Here is a 13852-nt window from a genome sequence, read left to right on the forward strand (position 1 = left end):
GTCATGGCTCCCTCAAGCGTTGGCGCCACAGGATGCGCCGAAGTGGGGCGTTCGGCCCCGGCTGCAGGGCATAGACCGCCTCCAGCACGTGCCGCGCCTGCTGCTGGCGGCTGACGGCGGTCACCCGATACAGGCGCGCCCGGGCGCCGTCGGGCAGGTGCGCGACCAGGGTGCTTTCGCCCAGGTTCTGCAACAGGAAGAACCCTTGCTCAGCGCATTGCCAGCCAGGTTCCCCGCCCTGCACGTCATGGGCATCGGCAGGTGGCCGACAGCGCTGGCACGGCCCTGGTGGTGCCAGCAACAACCGCGCCCTGCCCTCCAGCAACACAGCTTCGGCCTGCTCCAGGGCCTGGGCACTGGCCCGTAACTGCCCGGCCATATAGGCCTGCACCAAGGCGTCGCGCAGGGCCGAGGCGGCCAGCAACCCGGCCAACAGGCTGAGCACCAGCCCCGTCAAAAGAGCGATGCCACGTTGACGCTTCATACGTCGGGCTCCCCGTTACGCAGGGCAACGCTCACCTCGTGCCGCAGCTCGACCTGGTGTTGCGGATCGAACAGCGTGAGCTGCAGATCGACCCGGCCACCTTGGTGGGTTGGCACCAGGACCACGCGCAGGTCACGCACCCGGTCGATCAAGGCTTGTGCCTGGCCCGCGCGCCCAAGCCTCAAGGTATCGCCATGCAATTGGTAGGTGACGCGCTGGATAGGAACCACCAGTGCCGCCCCGCTGCCTGGTGGGGGTCGATGCCTGACCTCTGCCCAGCTCAGGCAGTCCGTAAGCAACACCCAGTCAGGCTGCCGCCCGGTACCAGGCAACTGCTCACCGACCAACCCCAGGCTCTCGAGGCGTCCATTCCCGGACAGTGTGATCTGCAATGGCTGGGCGAACGCCTCGGCAGCGGCCTGGCTTTCAAAAACGATGGCATCCTGGCGCAGGCAGCCGAACATGCCGGCCATACGGATGTCCTGGGCCATCCGTTGCAGTGCTAGGCGGGCATCGTCCTGCAAGCGTACGGCGACAGACTGCACTTGCCAGGCGTGGTAGGCCGAGACGAACAGCTGACTCGCCGCCCCCAGCAACATCAACCCGATCGCCAGCGCCAGCAGGGCTTCGAGCAAACCGAAGCCGGCCTGGCAGCGGTTCATGGCCATGCCCTGGCCTGCAGGCTGGTTAATAACTGGCCTGCTTGATGGACCTCAACCACCAAGGCGTGGCCGGCCTCCGTTACGCGCCCTTGCGCCGAAGCCCCCAGGAGTTGGACGAGCCGACCTTGCCAGGCGGCCCTCTCGCCAGGCGCCAAGGTGCCCGCGGCCCTACTCCGCTCCAACAACCCTTGCGCCAGGAACACTGCCTGGGTCTCGCGCCGCGCGTCATCAAGCGCCTGCAAACCACGCATTTGCTGGGCCGCCGCGGCAAACAAGCCAAGCGCCAGTACCACGATCGTCAACACCACTTCCAGCAGCGTCATGCCGCGCTCCTTCGCGTCCATTCATCCCTCCGGGAAATTTCCTGCCTCTTCACTTCGACCTGGCCGATTGGACGCTCCGCCCACCGGCCTTGAAGCTACAGCGAAGCACTTCCAGGGAGGAATGCACGGTGAAGCAACGTGGCGTAACACTGATACAAATGATGTGCGCGCTGGCATTGGCCAGCCTTCTGGCAAACGTAGGGCTACCGGCCTACAACCAGCTCAGTGACGACCTACACCACGCCTCTGCAGCCCGGGACCTGGCACAGGCCCTGCGCAGCGCACGCAGCCACGCTTTGCTGCAGCAACAAACGGTGTTGGTTGAACCCTTGGAGGGTGATTGGGGCAAGGGATGGCGAACACGCTTGGCGCATAACAACCAATCGCTGCGCGAGCAACGCCTGGCGCGCAAGTTGAGTATCGCCAGCAACCTGGGCAAGGAAGTGAAGTTCAGTGGATTGGGCGTACCGCTGCGAGGCAACGGTGGGTTCCTGGGCGGAACACTGGAGATTTGCCGCCGCACGGCGCAGGCAAGTCGTTACTGGATAGTGCTGGCCCCCAGCGGCAGGGTCGACCTGCGCACCATGTCGAACGAGCCGTCACGGTGCGCAGGTGCCTGATCAGATCAGCGAGCGAACCCGCAGTTCCTTGGGCATGGAGAACGTGATGTTCTCTTCGCGGCCATCGAGCTCTTCGGCACCGGTGGCGCCCCAGGCGCGCAGCTGTTCGATGACACCACGCACCAGCACCTCGGGGGCCGAAGCGCCAGCGGTGATGCCGATGCGAGCGACGCCGTCGAACCAGCCTTGCTGCATGTCCTCGGCGCCGTCGATCAGGTAGGCCGGGGTGCCCATGCGCTCGGCCAGCTCACGCAGGCGGTTGGAGTTGGAGCTGTTGGGGCTGCCGACCACCAGAACCACGTCGCACTCACCGGCCAGTTGCTTGACCGCATCCTGGCGGTTCTGGGTGGCGTAGCAGATGTCATCCTTGCGCGGGCCGCCGATGTTCGGGAAGCGCTCGCGCAGGGCATCGATGACGCGGCTGGTATCGTCCATCGACAGCGTGGTCTGGGTGACGAAGGCCAGGTTCTGCGGGTCGCGGACCTCAAGCTTGGCGACGTCTTCCTCGTCTTCCACCAGGTAAATGGCGCCGCCATTGCTGGCGTCGTACTGGCCCATGGTGCCTTCGACTTCCGGGTGCCCGGCATGGCCGATGAGGATGCACTCCTTGCCGTCGCGGCTGTACTTGGCCACTTCGATGTGCACCTTGGTCACCAGCGGGCAGGTGGCGTCGAATACTTTCAGACCACGGCCTGCAGCTTCCTGGCGCACGGCCTGGGAAACGCCATGGGCGCTGAAGATGACGATGACGTCGTCCGGCACCTGGTCGAGCTCTTCGACGAAGATGGCGCCACGATTGCGCAGGTCCTCGACCACGAACTTGTTGTGCACCACTTCGTGGCGCACATAGATCGGCGGGCCGAAGACTTCCAGGGCGCGGTTGACGATCTCGATCGCCCGGTCCACCCCGGCGCAAAAGCCGCGAGGGTTGGCGAGTTTGATTTGCATGCTCGGCTCCAGGCTCACAGGGCCTTGACCTTGAGGATTTCCACCTCGAAGGTCAGGGTCTTGCCGGCCAGTGGGTGATTGAAGTCGATGGTCACCTGGGCGTCGTCGAATGCCTTGACCACACCGGGCAACTCGGCGTTGGCGGCGTCATTGAAGATCACCAGCAGGCCTTCGGACAATTCCATGTCGGTGAATTGCGAACGTGGCATGACCTGCACGTTCTGCGGGTTCGGCTGGCCGAAGGCGTTCTCCGGGGCGATGGTCAGGGTGCGCTTGTCACCAGCCTTGAAGCCGAACAGCGCATTCTCGAAACCTGGCAACAGGTTGCCGTCGCCGACCTTGAAGGTGGCCGGCGACTTGTCGAAGGTGCTGTCGACGGTGTCGCCGTTTTCCAGATGCAACGCGAAGTGCAGGGTAACTTCGGTGTTCTGGCCGATACGGGTCTCAGTCATGGACAGGTTCTCCGGACTTCTTGCTCTTGAACATATCCAGCGCCAGCATCACCGCACCGACGGTGATTGCGCTGTCGGCCAGGTTGAAGGCCGGGAAATACCAACGGTTCTGCCAGTGCACCAGGATGAAGTCGACCACGTGGCCCAGCACGATACGGTCGTACAAGTTGCCCAGCGCACCGCCAAGCACCAGCGCCAGGGCAACGGCCAACCAGGTCTCACCGCGCCCCAGGCGCTTGAGCCAGACCACCAGCACGGCGCTGACCACCAGGGCGATCAGGGCGAACAGCCAGCGCTGCCAGCCGGAGCTGTCGGCGAGGAAGCTGAACGCAGCGCCGGTGTTGTAGGCCAGGGTCCAGCTGAAGTAGTCGGGGATAACCACGATCTGCTGGTACAGGCTCAAGGCCCCTTCGAAGTAGACCTTGGTGGCCTGGTCCAGGACCAGTACCACCAGGCTCAGCCAGAGCCAGGCAAGGCGCCCGAAGCGCCCCGCTGCAAGGTTAGGCATAGTGGCGCACCTCACCGGTACCGCTGAGGTTGTCTACGCAGCGGCTGCAGATTTCCGGGTGCTCCGGATGGCTGCCGACGTCGGCACGGAAGTGCCAGCAACGGCCGCACTTGGCATGGCCGGATTTGACGACCTTCAGCTTGAGGCCTTCGACTTCGGTTGTCACGGCATCGGCCGGCGCCTGGACGAACGGCACCACACTGGCCGCCGAGGTGATCAGCACGAAGCGCAGCTCGTCACCCAGCTTGGCCAGGTCGGCGCTCAGGCCCTCTTCGGCGAACAGGGTGACTTCGGCCTGCAGGTTGCCACCGATGGCCTTGGCGGCGCGCTGGTTCTCCAGTTCCTTGTTGACCGCGGCCTTGACGGCCATGACGCGGTCCCAGTAGGCGCGATCCAGCTCGAAGCCCTCAGGCAGCTCGGACAGGCCCTGGTACCAGGTGTTGAGCATGACCGACTCGTTACGCTCGCCCGGCAGGTACTGCCAGATTTCGTCGGCGGTGAACGCCAGGATCGGCGCGATCCAGCGCACCAGCGCTTCACTGATGTGGTACAGCGCGGTCTGGCAGGAACGACGGGCGACGCTGTTGGCGCCGGTGGTGTACTGGCGGTCCTTGATGATGTCGAGGTAGAAGCCACCCAGCTCCTGGACACAGAAGTTGTGCACTTTGGAGTAGACGTTCCAGAAACGGTACTCGCTGTAGTGCTCCTCCAGCTCGCGCTGCAGCAGCAGGGTGCGATCGACGGCCCAGCGGTCCAGGGCCAGCATATCGTCGGCCGGCAGCAGGTCGCGGGCCGGGTCGAAGCCGGACAGGTTCGACAGCAGGAAGCGCGCGGTATTGCGGATACGACGGTAGGCGTCGGCGCTGCGCTGCAGGATCTGCTCGGAAACGGCCATTTCGCCGGAATAGTCGGTGGCCGAAACCCACAGACGCAGGATGTCGGCACCCAGGGTATCGTTGACCTTCTGCGGCTCGATGGTATTGCCCAGCGACTTGGACATCTTGCGGCCGCTCTCGTCCACGGTGAAGCCGTGGGTCAGCAGCTCGCGGTACGGCGCGTGATTGTCGATGGCACAACCGGTCAACAGGGAGGAGTGGAACCAGCCGCGATGCTGGTCAGAACCTTCCAGGTACAGGTCGGCGCGCGGGCCAGTGGCGTGGCCGATGTCGTGGGAGCCACGCAGCACGTGCCAGTGGGTGGTGCCGGAGTCGAACCACACGTCCAGAGTGTCGCTGATCTTGTCGTACTGGCCGGCTTCTTCACCGAGCAGTTCGGCGGCGTCGAGCTTGAACCAGGCCTCGATGCCTTCCTTCTCGACACGCTTGGCGACTTCTTCCATCAGCTCGACGGTGCGCGGGTGCAGCTCGCCGGTCTGCTTGTCGAGGAAGAACGGAATCGGTACACCCCAGTTACGCTGGCGCGAGATGCACCAGTCGGGGCGGTTGGCGATCATCGCGTGCAGGCGCGCCTGGCCCCAGGACGGGACGAACTTGGTCTGTTCGATGGCCTTGAGGGCACGCTCGCGCAGCGGCTCGCCGGTGTTGGGCTGCTTGTCCATGCCGACGAACCACTGGGCTGTGGCGCGGTAGATCAGCGGGGTCTTGTGGCGCCAGCAGTGCATGTAGCTGTGGCTGATGGTCTCGGTGTGCATCAGCGCACCGACTTCGCTGAGCTTGTCGACGATGGCCGGGTTGGCCTTCCAGATGAACTGGCCGCCGAAGAACGGCAGCGAATCGACATACACGCCGTTGCTCTGCACCGGGGTGAGGATGTCGTCGTTGACCATGCCGTAGCGCTTGCAGGTGACGAAGTCGTCTTCACCATAGGCGGGCGAGGAATGGACAACGCCGGTACCGGCGCCCAGTTCGACGTAGTCGGCCAGGTAGATGGGCGACAGGCGGTCGTAGAACGGGTGGCGGAAGTTGATCAGCTCCAGCGCGGAGCCCGGGGCGGTGGCCAGCACCGAGCCTTCCAGGTTGTAGCGCTTGAGGCACGACTCGACCAGCTCTTCAGCCAGTACCAGCAGGCGCTCGCCGGTGTCGACCAGTGCATAGCTAAACTCCGGGTGGATGTTCAGCGCCTGGTTGGCCGGGATGGTCCAAGGGGTGGTGGTCCAGATCACGATGGCGGCGGGCTTGGCCAGCGAGGCCAGGCCGAAGGCCGCGGCCAGCTTGGCCTCGTCGGCGACCGGGAAAGCCACGTCGATGGTCTGGGACTTCTTGTCGGCGTACTCGACCTCGGCCTCGGCCAGGGCCGAACCGCAATCGAAGCACCAGTTCACGGGCTTGAGGCCCTTGAACACGAAGCCTTGCTTGACCATTTCGGCCAGGGCGCGGATTTCACCGGCCTCGTTGGCGAAGTCCATGGTCTTGTAGGGATTGTTCCAATCACCCAACACGCCCAGGCGGATGAACTCGGTCTTCTGCCCTTCGATCTGCTCGGCGGCATATTCGCGGCACAGCTCGCGGGTGCGGTCGGCAGTCAGGTGCTTGCCGTGGGTGACCTCGACCTTGTGCTCGATCGGCAGGCCGTGGCAGTCCCAGCCCGGTACATAGGGCGCGTCGAAGCCCGACAGGGTCTTGGAGCGGACGATCATGTCCTTGAGGATCTTGTTCAGCGCATGACCGATGTGGATCTTGCCGTTGGCGTAGGGCGGGCCGTCGTGCAGGACGAACTTCGGACGATCCTTGCCAATTTCGCGCAGCTTCTGGTACAGGCCAATGCTGTCCCAGCGCTGCAGGATCTGCGGTTCGCGCTGAGGCAGGCCGGCCTTCATCGGGAAGGCGGTGTCCGGAAGGTTTAGCGTGGCTTTGTAGTCGGTCATTTCAGGCTCTTCGTTAGCGGTTGAGCGTGCCAGTGGGCACGTGCGGCGGCGATGTCCGCGTCGATCGCCGACTTCAGCGCCTCCAGGGAGGCGAAACGCTGCTCCTCGCGCAGCTTGTGGTGGAATTCCACCGTCAGGCGCCGGCCATAGAGATCGCCGGCATAGTCCAGTAGATGAATCTCGAGGTGCGGCCGGCCGTCGCCAGCGACGGTGGGGCGCACCCCGATGTTGCCGACACCCGGCCAGGCCTTGCCGTCGATCTCGATGCTGGCCAGGTAGACCCCGGACAGCGGCACGCGGCGGCGCTTGAGCTGGATGTTGGCAGTCGGCGTGCCGAGCTGGCGGGCCAGCTTCTGCCCGTGCAGCACACGCCCGGTAATACGGTATGGGCGGCCCAGCAGATGCTCGGCCAGCTCGAAGTCGCCATCGGCCAGCGCCTTGCGCACTTCGGTGCTGCTGACGCGCAGGCCGTCCTGGATCACAGTATTGGCGGCCTCGACGGAGAAACCGTAGTGCTTGCCGGCCTCGACCAGGAAGGCGAAGTCGCCGGCGCGGTCACAGCCGAAACGGAAGTCATCCCCCACCTCGAGGTGGCGCACGCCCAGGCCATCGACCAGGATCGCCTTGACGAACTCGTCGGCACTGAGCGTGCTCAGGCGCTGGTTGAAGGCCAGGCACAGGACCCGGTCGATGCCTTCGGCGGCCAGCAGCTCGACCTTGTCGCGCAGGCGCGCCAGGCGTGCCGGTGCAGTGTCGGGGGCGAAGTATTCACGCGGCTGCGGCTCGAAGATCACCACGCAAGTCGGCAGGCCAAGTGCCTGCCCACGCTCACGCAGGCGCGCCAGGATTGCCTGGTGGCCACGGTGAACCCCGTCGAAGTTGCCAATAGTGGCGACACAGCCCCGGTGCTCGGGGCGCAGGTTGTGAAGACCTCGAACCAGCTGCATAACGCGCTTCTTGCTCATAAAGTGGCCGATTATAACCACACCCGGGCGCCGGTGACAGGCAGCAGCGCCACAGGGCGGCGTTGAATACGAAAAACCGACGCCTGGCCCGCCATCGGCCTCAATGCAAGGCCTTGCGAGCGAAATGCCGGGGCCGGAAACCGCACAGGTACAGGCAACCGAAGTAGGTCACCACACCCGCCAGGATCAACGCCCCCAGGCGCAAGAACCGCTCAGGCATGCCCCCCTGCTCCCAGGCCGGCAGGTAATGCATGCCGGCCAACAGCACGCCGGACATCAAGGCAACCGCCAGCAGCAGCTTGAGCAGGAACATCGTCCAGCCCGGCTGCGGCTGGAACAGCTGCTGGCTGCGCAGCTTCCAGTACAACAGGCCGGCATTGAGGCAGGCGCCGAGGCTGATGGCCAAGGCAAGCCCGGCATGCTGCAGCGGCCCGATGAGCGCCAGGTTGAGCAACTGCGTGCAGACCAGGGTGAAGATCGCGATCTTCACGGGCGTGCGGATATTCTGCTGCGCATAGAAGCCCGGTGCCAGTACCTTGACCAGGATGATCGCCAGCAGGCCGACGGAATAGGCGATCAGCGCTCGCTGGGTCATGGCCGCATCGAACGCAGTGAACTTGCCGTACTGGAACAACGCCACGGTCAGCGGTTCGGCGAGGATCGCCAGGGCCAGGGTGCAAGGCAATACGAGCAGGAAGCACAGGCGCAGGCCCCAGTCGAGGATCCGCGAATACTCGTGGCGATCACGGTTGGCGTAAGTCTTGGCCAGGGTTGGCAGCAGGATGGTGCCCAGGGCCACGCCCAGCACGCCCGAGGGCAGCTCCATGAGACGGTCGGCGTAGTACATCCACGAGACCGAACCTGCTACCAGGAACGACGCGAAGATGGTGTTGATGATCAGCGAGATCTGGCTGACGGACACACCGAGGATCGCCGGCAGCATCTGTTTGAGCACCCGCCAGACGCCGGTGTCGCGCAGGCTCACGCGCGGCAGCACGAGCATGCCTATCTTCTTCAGCGCCGGCAGTTGGTACAGCAGCTGCGCCAGGCCCCCGGCCAGCACGCCCCAGGCCAGGGCCATGATCGGCGGGTCGAAGTAAGGTGTGAGCAGCACGGCAAAGGCGATCATCGCCACGTTCAGCAGGGTCGGTGTGAACGCGGGGACGGAAAAGCGGTTCCAGGTATTGAGGATCGCGCCTACCAGCGAAGACAACGAAATCAGCAATATATAAGGAAAGGTCACCCGCAGCAGGGCCGTGGTCAGCTCGTAGCGCTCGGCACTGTCGACGAAACCGGGGGCCGTCACCCAGACGATCCAGGGCGCGGCGAGGATGCCCAAGGCCGTGACCACGGCCAGGACCAGGGTCAGCAGGCCGCTGATGTAGGCGATGAAGGTTCGGGTGGCCTCCTCGCCCTGCTGGGTCTTGTACTCGGCCAGGATCGGTACGAACGCCTGGGAGAAGGCCCCTTCGGCGAAGATGCGCCGCAGCAGGTTGGGCAGCTTGAAGGCGATGAAGAAGGCATCGGTGGCGATGCCGGCGCCGAATACACGGGCCAGGATGGTATCGCGTATGAACCCGAGCACCCGGGAAATCATGGTGATGGAGCTGACGGCGGCCAGGGATTTGAGCAGGTTCATGGAAAAAATTCGCGCCTGAGACGGAGGGCGCTGCCAGAAAGCGCCCGAATATGCGATACTTCCGCGCCTTTTGACGGGGAAGCCAAAACTCCCGAGTTTACAGGTCGCTGCGCAGAAAGAAATCCTTCCTTCTCGCTTGCGCACCGCTCGGCGGATCCCTCAAGGTGGCCTTGACAACCGTTCGACTGATCGGCATGATTCGCGGCCTATTTTGTTTGCTATTTACCTAAAGTCTTTCGAGGAGCTCGACGGTGGCCAACACACCTTCCGCCAAGAAACGTGCAAAACAGGCTGAGAAGCGTCGCAGCCACAACGCCAGCCTGCGTTCCATGGTCCGCACCTACATCAAGAATGTAGTCAAGGCCATCGACGCAAAAGACGCCGAAAAAGCGCAAGCCGCCTACATCCTGGCTGTGCCTGTAATCGACCGTATGGCCGACAAGGGCATCATCCACAAGAACAAGGCTGCTCGCCACAAAGGCCGTCTGAATGGCCACATCAAGGCACTGAAAGAAGCTGCAGCTGCCTAAGCGACGCGCTTGTCGAAAAACCGACCCTAGGGTCGGTTTTTTATTGCCTGCGATTTGGGGCGCATTCACGCCCGCTCCTACACAGGAAAAGCCGTCCAGTAAAAAGGGCCGCATAGCGGCCCTCTACGCTTACTTGCCGACCTGGATCTTCGGCGCCCATTTCAGCCACTCATCCTCGGGCTTGTCGAACAAGGCGAAGGTCTGCTGCGGCCGGGCCGGGTTGCCCATCTGCTCGCCTTCCGGCGTGGCGAAGGCGATACCGCCATCGATCAACGTCTCCAGCGACTCGGTACGCACCGTGGCACCCTTGAACAGGCCCCAGTCGAAGCCGAAGCCACTGCTGTTCCAGAAACGGCTGCCGCCGCGCACCAGGGCCGCATAACGAGGCTCAATGAGGATGTGGATCAGCACACGGTCTGCCGTTTGCCCCAACTCGAAGCCAGTGACCTTGCCGACTGTGACCTCGCGATAGGTCACCGGTACGCCTGGCTTGATCGAACCACGCCGGGGCGCACTGAGGGTCAGCGGCAGCCCGACCACCGGGCCGGCCACCTCGGGGGCTTCGGGCAAGGCGATGAAGTCATGCTGGGGCCCCTTGTCCTTGATGGCTGGCAAGACTTCCAGATATTGCCCTCCCACCAGGGTGTCGAGGTTTTCGGTACGTACCAGGCCGAAGGCAGGCTTGACCACCCAGAACTGGGTGCCGGCACGGGCGATGCGCGCCTGCGCCTGGGTGATGCGCGCCCGCAGCAGCACGGCCTGCAGGTCAGCGGTCAGGTCGACACTCTCGACGCTGCCCACATCCAGGCCGCGGAAGCGAATCGCCGTACCCGGCTTGAGGCCATCGGCGCGATCGACGCGAATGGTGATCAGGGTACCGGCACGGTCGGCGGCTTCCTGGTTCTCGTGAAGGCGGAAACGTGGAATGTGGCGCTTGAGGGGCACATCCGGCTTCGGCGTGTCGAAGGCAATACCACCGGCCATAAGCGTCTGCAACGACTCACTCTTGACCTTGATCCCTGACAGGTCACCAGAGAGGGTGATGCCGCTGGCGTTCCAGAACCGTGACGAGCCGTTGACCAGATTGGCGTATTCCTTCTCGATATGCACGCCGATCAGGATCCGCTTGCTGTTGCGGGCGAACTGGTAGCTCTGCACGCTACCGACCTTGACCTGGCGATACATCACCGGGCTGCCGACTTCGAGCGAGCCGAGGTTTTCGGCGAACAACACCATGTGCAGGCCCGGCGCCTTGAGGTCCAGCGGCGGCGCTTTGGCACGCGCTTCGAACTCACGCAGGGGCTTGGCGCCCTTCTCGCCCGGGCGGATGGCAATGTAGTTACCTTTGACCAGGGCTTCCAGGCCAGTGATACCCGCCAGCGAAATGGACGGTTTGACCACCCAGAACTGCGTGCCTTCGACGAGGTAGTCTTCGGCCAGCGGGTCCAGGGTCAACTCGGCCGTGGCGCTGCTCAGGTCATCGGCGATCTTCATGGTCTTGAGCGAGCCGACCTGAATACCTTTGTACATGACCGGCGTACGACCGGCCTGCAGCCCCTCGTAGTCCGCCAGCTTGACCTTGATCCGAATGCCGGCCTGGGCCGCGTCGAAGTCTTCGTACAGGCGGAACGGCAGGGTCGGATCGGTCGGCGGGCTGTCCTGGCGGTGCTCGGGGGTCGCGAAGGCGATGCCACCGGCCACGATGCTGGCCAGGGACTCGCTGCGCAGCTTCACGCCCGACAGGTCGGCATCGATGCTGATGCCGCTGGCATTCCAGAAACGCGTGTGCTTGCGCACCAGGTTGGCGTAGGCAGGTTCGATGAAGACTTTGATCTCAACGGTATCCTGGTCTTCGGAGAGGCGGTAGCTCTTCACCCGGCCGACTTTGATCTGCTTGTAGAAGACAGGACTGTCGCGGTTGAGCGACCCCAGGCGATCCGCCTTGAGGGTCAGGTGCAGGCCCGGCTCGGTGTCAGACAGCGGTGGCGCCTCCGACAAGGCCGTGAAGCGCTTGGTCTTCTCACCCTCACCAGGGCTGACGGCGATGTAGTTGCCGGATACCAGGGTTTCCAGACCGGAGATGCCCGCCAGGCTGACGCTGGGCTTGACCAGCCAGAAGCGCGTACCAGTGGTCAGGTGCGGCTCGGCGGCCTTGTTCATTTCGATGGTGGCGATGACACCGGTGTTACTGCCCTCCGCATCGAGCACCAAGGTCTTCACCTTGCCGACCGACATGCCTTTGTAGATGACTTCGGTCTTGTTGGCGACGATGCCTTCACCGGACAGGAAACGCACCTGGATATCCACCCCCGAATCACGATAGGCCTGCCAGGCCAGCCAACCGCCGATCATCAATGCGATCAGCGGCAGGATCCAGATGGCCGACCAGTTCGAGGCTGGTCGGGTTTTAGCCGTAGGCATGTCACTCATGGTCGTCATCCGACTCCGTGTTATCCCAGATCAGTCGGGGATCGAAAGTTAAAGCAGCGAGCATCGTCAAGATCACCACAGAGGCGAAAGCGACGGCGCCCAGGTTGGCTTCGACGCTGGCGATGCGGCCGAAATTCACCACTGCCACCAGGATGGCAATGACGAAAATATCCAGCATGGACCAGCGCCCGATGAATTCGATGAAGCGGTACATCAATATCCTCTGCCGGGCCGACAGGGGCTGGTGCCGCTGCACCGAATAAAGCAGCAGCCCGATACCGACCAACTTGAACGTCGGCACCAGGATACTGGCGATGAACACTACGGCAGCAATGGGCAGCATGCCGTGCTTGAGCAGGGTGATGACGCCGGACATGATTGTGTCCGGGCTGCCCTGCCCCAACGCACTCACCGTCATGATCGGCAAGACGTTGGCAGGGATGTAGAGAATGGTCGCCGTAATGAGCAACGCCCACGTACGCACGATGCTGTTAGGCCGACGCGCATGCACGATCGCCCCGCAGCGGGTGCAGGTCTGCGAATCACTACCAGGTTCCTGGCGGTTGAGTTCATGGCATTCATTGCAGACCAGGATGCCTGCATCAAGCGCTCGCATGCTCATCCTCCCCCGACAGTGCACTCCAGATCTGGTGTGGCGACATCACGACTTCCAGCCACACCTGAACCAGCAACAGGCTGATGAAACAGAACAGGCCAAGCCCTATGGTCAGTTCAGCCAGGTCGACCAGTTTGACGATCGCAACCAGAACCCCCATGAAATACACCTCGAGCATGCCCCAATCACGCAGGTGGTGATAGATACGATAGAAGAGCAGGCCATGGCTGCGCCCGATATCCAGGCGGATGCTCAGCAATACCAGCAACTGGCAGAGCAGCTTGAGCAACGGAATCGCCATGCTGCACAGGAACACCACCACGGAAACACCACGCATTTGCGAGTTGTACAGGCCCAGCACACCGCTCCAGACAGTGTCGTCGGAGGTCTGGCCAAGCAGGTGCAGCTGCATGATGGGCAGGAAGTTGGCGGGCACATAAAGCAACAGTGCAGTGATCACCAGGGCCAGGCTGCGGTTGACCACGTTATGGCGGTGAGCATAGAGCTCATAACCGCACCGGGGGCAATGCGCCTTTTCGTCATCCTGCAACGTTGGCTTGCGCATCAGCAGGTCGCACTCATGGCAGGCAACGAGCTTTTCCAGCGGCAACTGAGCCAGCGCTTCGGAGTCGGGGGGCTTGGGCATATCAGACGTCTGAATGGAGGAATGGGCTCTATTCTAGTGTTCTGACTCGAATTGTGGGAGATAGCCATAACGGTAACCCACCTTATGTAGGCGCAGCCCTTATACCGCTCCCACAGCTCCAGTGACCGGAAAGACAAAACCCCTACCTGCTCGCGCAGATAGGGGTTTTGCGAAATGAATCTTGACGATGACCTACTCTCACATG

The 13852-nt window shown here is 63.2% G+C and carries 14 protein-coding genes; 2 read left to right on the forward strand and 12 right to left on the reverse strand.

All coding sequences use genetic code 11. The annotated features are described in order from the left end of the window. Window position 1: 1 nt before the first annotated feature. The 3 genes from AC1MHZ_RS10655 to AC1MHZ_RS10665 are packed head-to-tail and all read right to left on the reverse strand — an operon-like array spanning window position 2 to window position 1490. A complete protein-coding gene (locus AC1MHZ_RS10655) occupies window positions 2-484 on the reverse strand; it encodes a hypothetical protein (RefSeq protein ID WP_482966332.1) in 483 nt (160 codons plus the stop codon). Beyond that, window positions 481-1146 carry a PilW family protein gene (locus AC1MHZ_RS10660; RefSeq protein WP_084857304.1) on the reverse strand — a complete coding sequence of 222 codons (666 nt, stop codon included), beginning with the start codon at window positions 1144-1146 and terminating at the stop codon, window positions 481-483. Before AC1MHZ_RS10660 ends, AC1MHZ_RS10655 begins: the two co-directional genes overlap by 4 nt. Next, window positions 1143-1490, reverse strand: coding sequence for a type IV pilus modification PilV family protein (locus AC1MHZ_RS10665; RefSeq protein ID WP_143515210.1), 348 nt, complete (start codon window positions 1488-1490; stop codon window positions 1143-1145). The genes AC1MHZ_RS10660 and AC1MHZ_RS10665 overlap by 4 nt, the downstream gene beginning before the upstream one ends. A gap of 107 nt (window positions 1491-1597) precedes the next feature. On the opposite strand from AC1MHZ_RS10665, the gene AC1MHZ_RS10670 reads away from it, so the two are divergent. Beyond that, entirely contained in the window at window positions 1598-2089 is a 492-nt protein-coding gene (locus AC1MHZ_RS10670) for a GspH/FimT family pseudopilin (protein WP_084857017.1), read from the forward strand. Here the strand turns inward: AC1MHZ_RS10670 and ispH are convergent, their stop codons facing one another. From ispH to murJ, 6 genes are all read right to left on the reverse strand, one after another. After that, window positions 2090-3037 carry a 4-hydroxy-3-methylbut-2-enyl diphosphate reductase gene (gene ispH, locus AC1MHZ_RS10675; protein WP_084857016.1) on the reverse strand — a complete coding sequence of 316 codons (948 nt, stop codon included), beginning with the start codon at window positions 3035-3037 and terminating at the stop codon, window positions 2090-2092. Window positions 3038-3051: 14 nt separating this feature from the next. Beyond that, window positions 3052-3489 carry an FKBP-type peptidyl-prolyl cis-trans isomerase gene (fkpB, locus tag AC1MHZ_RS10680; protein WP_084857014.1) on the reverse strand — a complete coding sequence of 146 codons (438 nt, stop codon included), beginning with the start codon at window positions 3487-3489 and terminating at the stop codon, window positions 3052-3054. Further along, window positions 3482-3997: a signal peptidase II gene (gene lspA, locus AC1MHZ_RS10685; protein WP_084857012.1), complete on the reverse strand. Its 516-nt coding sequence runs from the start codon at window positions 3995-3997 to the stop codon at window positions 3482-3484. Before lspA ends, fkpB begins: the two co-directional genes overlap by 8 nt. Continuing rightward, window positions 3990-6821 (reverse strand): isoleucine--tRNA ligase, encoded by a 2832-nt coding sequence (gene ileS, locus AC1MHZ_RS10690; RefSeq protein WP_084857011.1) that lies wholly within the window; start codon window positions 6819-6821, stop codon window positions 3990-3992. Before ileS ends, lspA begins: the two co-directional genes overlap by 8 nt. Next, window positions 6818-7768 (reverse strand): bifunctional riboflavin kinase/FAD synthetase, encoded by a 951-nt coding sequence (gene ribF, locus AC1MHZ_RS10695; protein WP_368829388.1) that lies wholly within the window; start codon window positions 7766-7768, stop codon window positions 6818-6820. Before ribF ends, ileS begins: the two co-directional genes overlap by 4 nt. Window positions 7769-7886: 118 nt before the next feature. After that, complete coding sequence (murJ, locus tag AC1MHZ_RS10700) at window positions 7887-9425, reverse strand: murein biosynthesis integral membrane protein MurJ (protein WP_324818729.1); 1539 nt, start codon at window positions 9423-9425, stop codon at window positions 7887-7889. Window positions 9426-9676: 251 nt separating this feature from the next. Between murJ and rpsT the strand changes: the two genes are divergently transcribed. Further along, entirely contained in the window at window positions 9677-9955 is a 279-nt protein-coding gene (gene rpsT / locus AC1MHZ_RS10705; protein ID WP_023382471.1) for a 30S ribosomal protein S20, read from the forward strand. A gap of 129 nt (window positions 9956-10084) precedes the next feature. Here the strand turns inward: rpsT and AC1MHZ_RS10710 are convergent, their stop codons facing one another. The 3 genes from AC1MHZ_RS10710 to AC1MHZ_RS10720 are packed head-to-tail and all read right to left on the reverse strand — an operon-like array spanning window position 10085 to window position 13647. Continuing rightward, complete coding sequence (locus tag AC1MHZ_RS10710) at window positions 10085-12385, reverse strand: PqiB family protein (protein WP_482966333.1); 2301 nt, start codon at window positions 12383-12385, stop codon at window positions 10085-10087. Further along, window positions 12378-13001: a paraquat-inducible protein A gene (locus tag AC1MHZ_RS10715; protein WP_324818724.1), complete on the reverse strand. Its 624-nt coding sequence runs from the start codon at window positions 12999-13001 to the stop codon at window positions 12378-12380. Before AC1MHZ_RS10715 ends, AC1MHZ_RS10710 begins: the two co-directional genes overlap by 8 nt. After that, the gene (locus AC1MHZ_RS10720; RefSeq protein WP_482966334.1) at window positions 12988-13647 is read right to left on the reverse strand and encodes a paraquat-inducible protein A; all 660 of its coding nucleotides are present in this window, start codon (window positions 13645-13647) and stop codon (window positions 12988-12990) included. Before AC1MHZ_RS10720 ends, AC1MHZ_RS10715 begins: the two co-directional genes overlap by 14 nt. Between the last annotated feature and the right edge of the window lie 205 nt (window positions 13648-13852).

Source organism: Pseudomonas sp. FA-1, from assembly GCF_056856075.1.

What these genes read in the sequence shown, in the direction of transcription:
- AC1MHZ_RS10655 (WP_482966332.1), bottom strand. Translation starts at nt 484, where the DNA reads ATGAAGCGTCAACGTGGCATCGCTCTTTTGACGGGGCTGGTGCTCAGC.
- AC1MHZ_RS10660 (WP_084857304.1), bottom strand. Translation starts at nt 1,146, where the DNA reads ATGAACCGCTGCCAGGCCGGCTTCGGTTTGCTCGAAGCCCTGCTGGCG.
- AC1MHZ_RS10665 (WP_143515210.1), bottom strand. Translation starts at nt 1,490, where the DNA reads ATGGACGCGAAGGAGCGCGGCATGACGCTGCTGGAAGTGGTGTTGACG.
- ispH (WP_084857016.1), bottom strand. Translation starts at nt 3,037, where the DNA reads ATGCAAATCAAACTCGCCAACCCTCGCGGCTTTTGCGCCGGGGTGGAC.
- fkpB (WP_084857014.1), bottom strand. Translation starts at nt 3,489, where the DNA reads ATGACTGAGACCCGTATCGGCCAGAACACCGAAGTTACCCTGCACTTC.
- lspA (WP_084857012.1), bottom strand. Translation starts at nt 3,997, where the DNA reads ATGCCTAACCTTGCAGCGGGGCGCTTCGGGCGCCTTGCCTGGCTCTGG.
- ileS (WP_084857011.1), bottom strand. Translation starts at nt 6,821, where the DNA reads ATGACCGACTACAAAGCCACGCTAAACCTTCCGGACACCGCCTTCCCG.
- ribF (WP_368829388.1), bottom strand. Translation starts at nt 7,768, where the DNA reads ATGCAGCTGGTTCGAGGTCTTCACAACCTGCGCCCCGAGCACCGGGGC.
- murJ (WP_324818729.1), bottom strand. Translation starts at nt 9,425, where the DNA reads ATGAACCTGCTCAAATCCCTGGCCGCCGTCAGCTCCATCACCATGATT.
- AC1MHZ_RS10710 (WP_482966333.1), bottom strand. Translation starts at nt 12,385, where the DNA reads ATGAGTGACATGCCTACGGCTAAAACCCGACCAGCCTCGAACTGGTCG.
- AC1MHZ_RS10715 (WP_324818724.1), bottom strand. Translation starts at nt 13,001, where the DNA reads ATGCGAGCGCTTGATGCAGGCATCCTGGTCTGCAATGAATGCCATGAA.
- AC1MHZ_RS10720 (WP_482966334.1), bottom strand. Translation starts at nt 13,647, where the DNA reads ATGCCCAAGCCCCCCGACTCCGAAGCGCTGGCTCAGTTGCCGCTGGAA.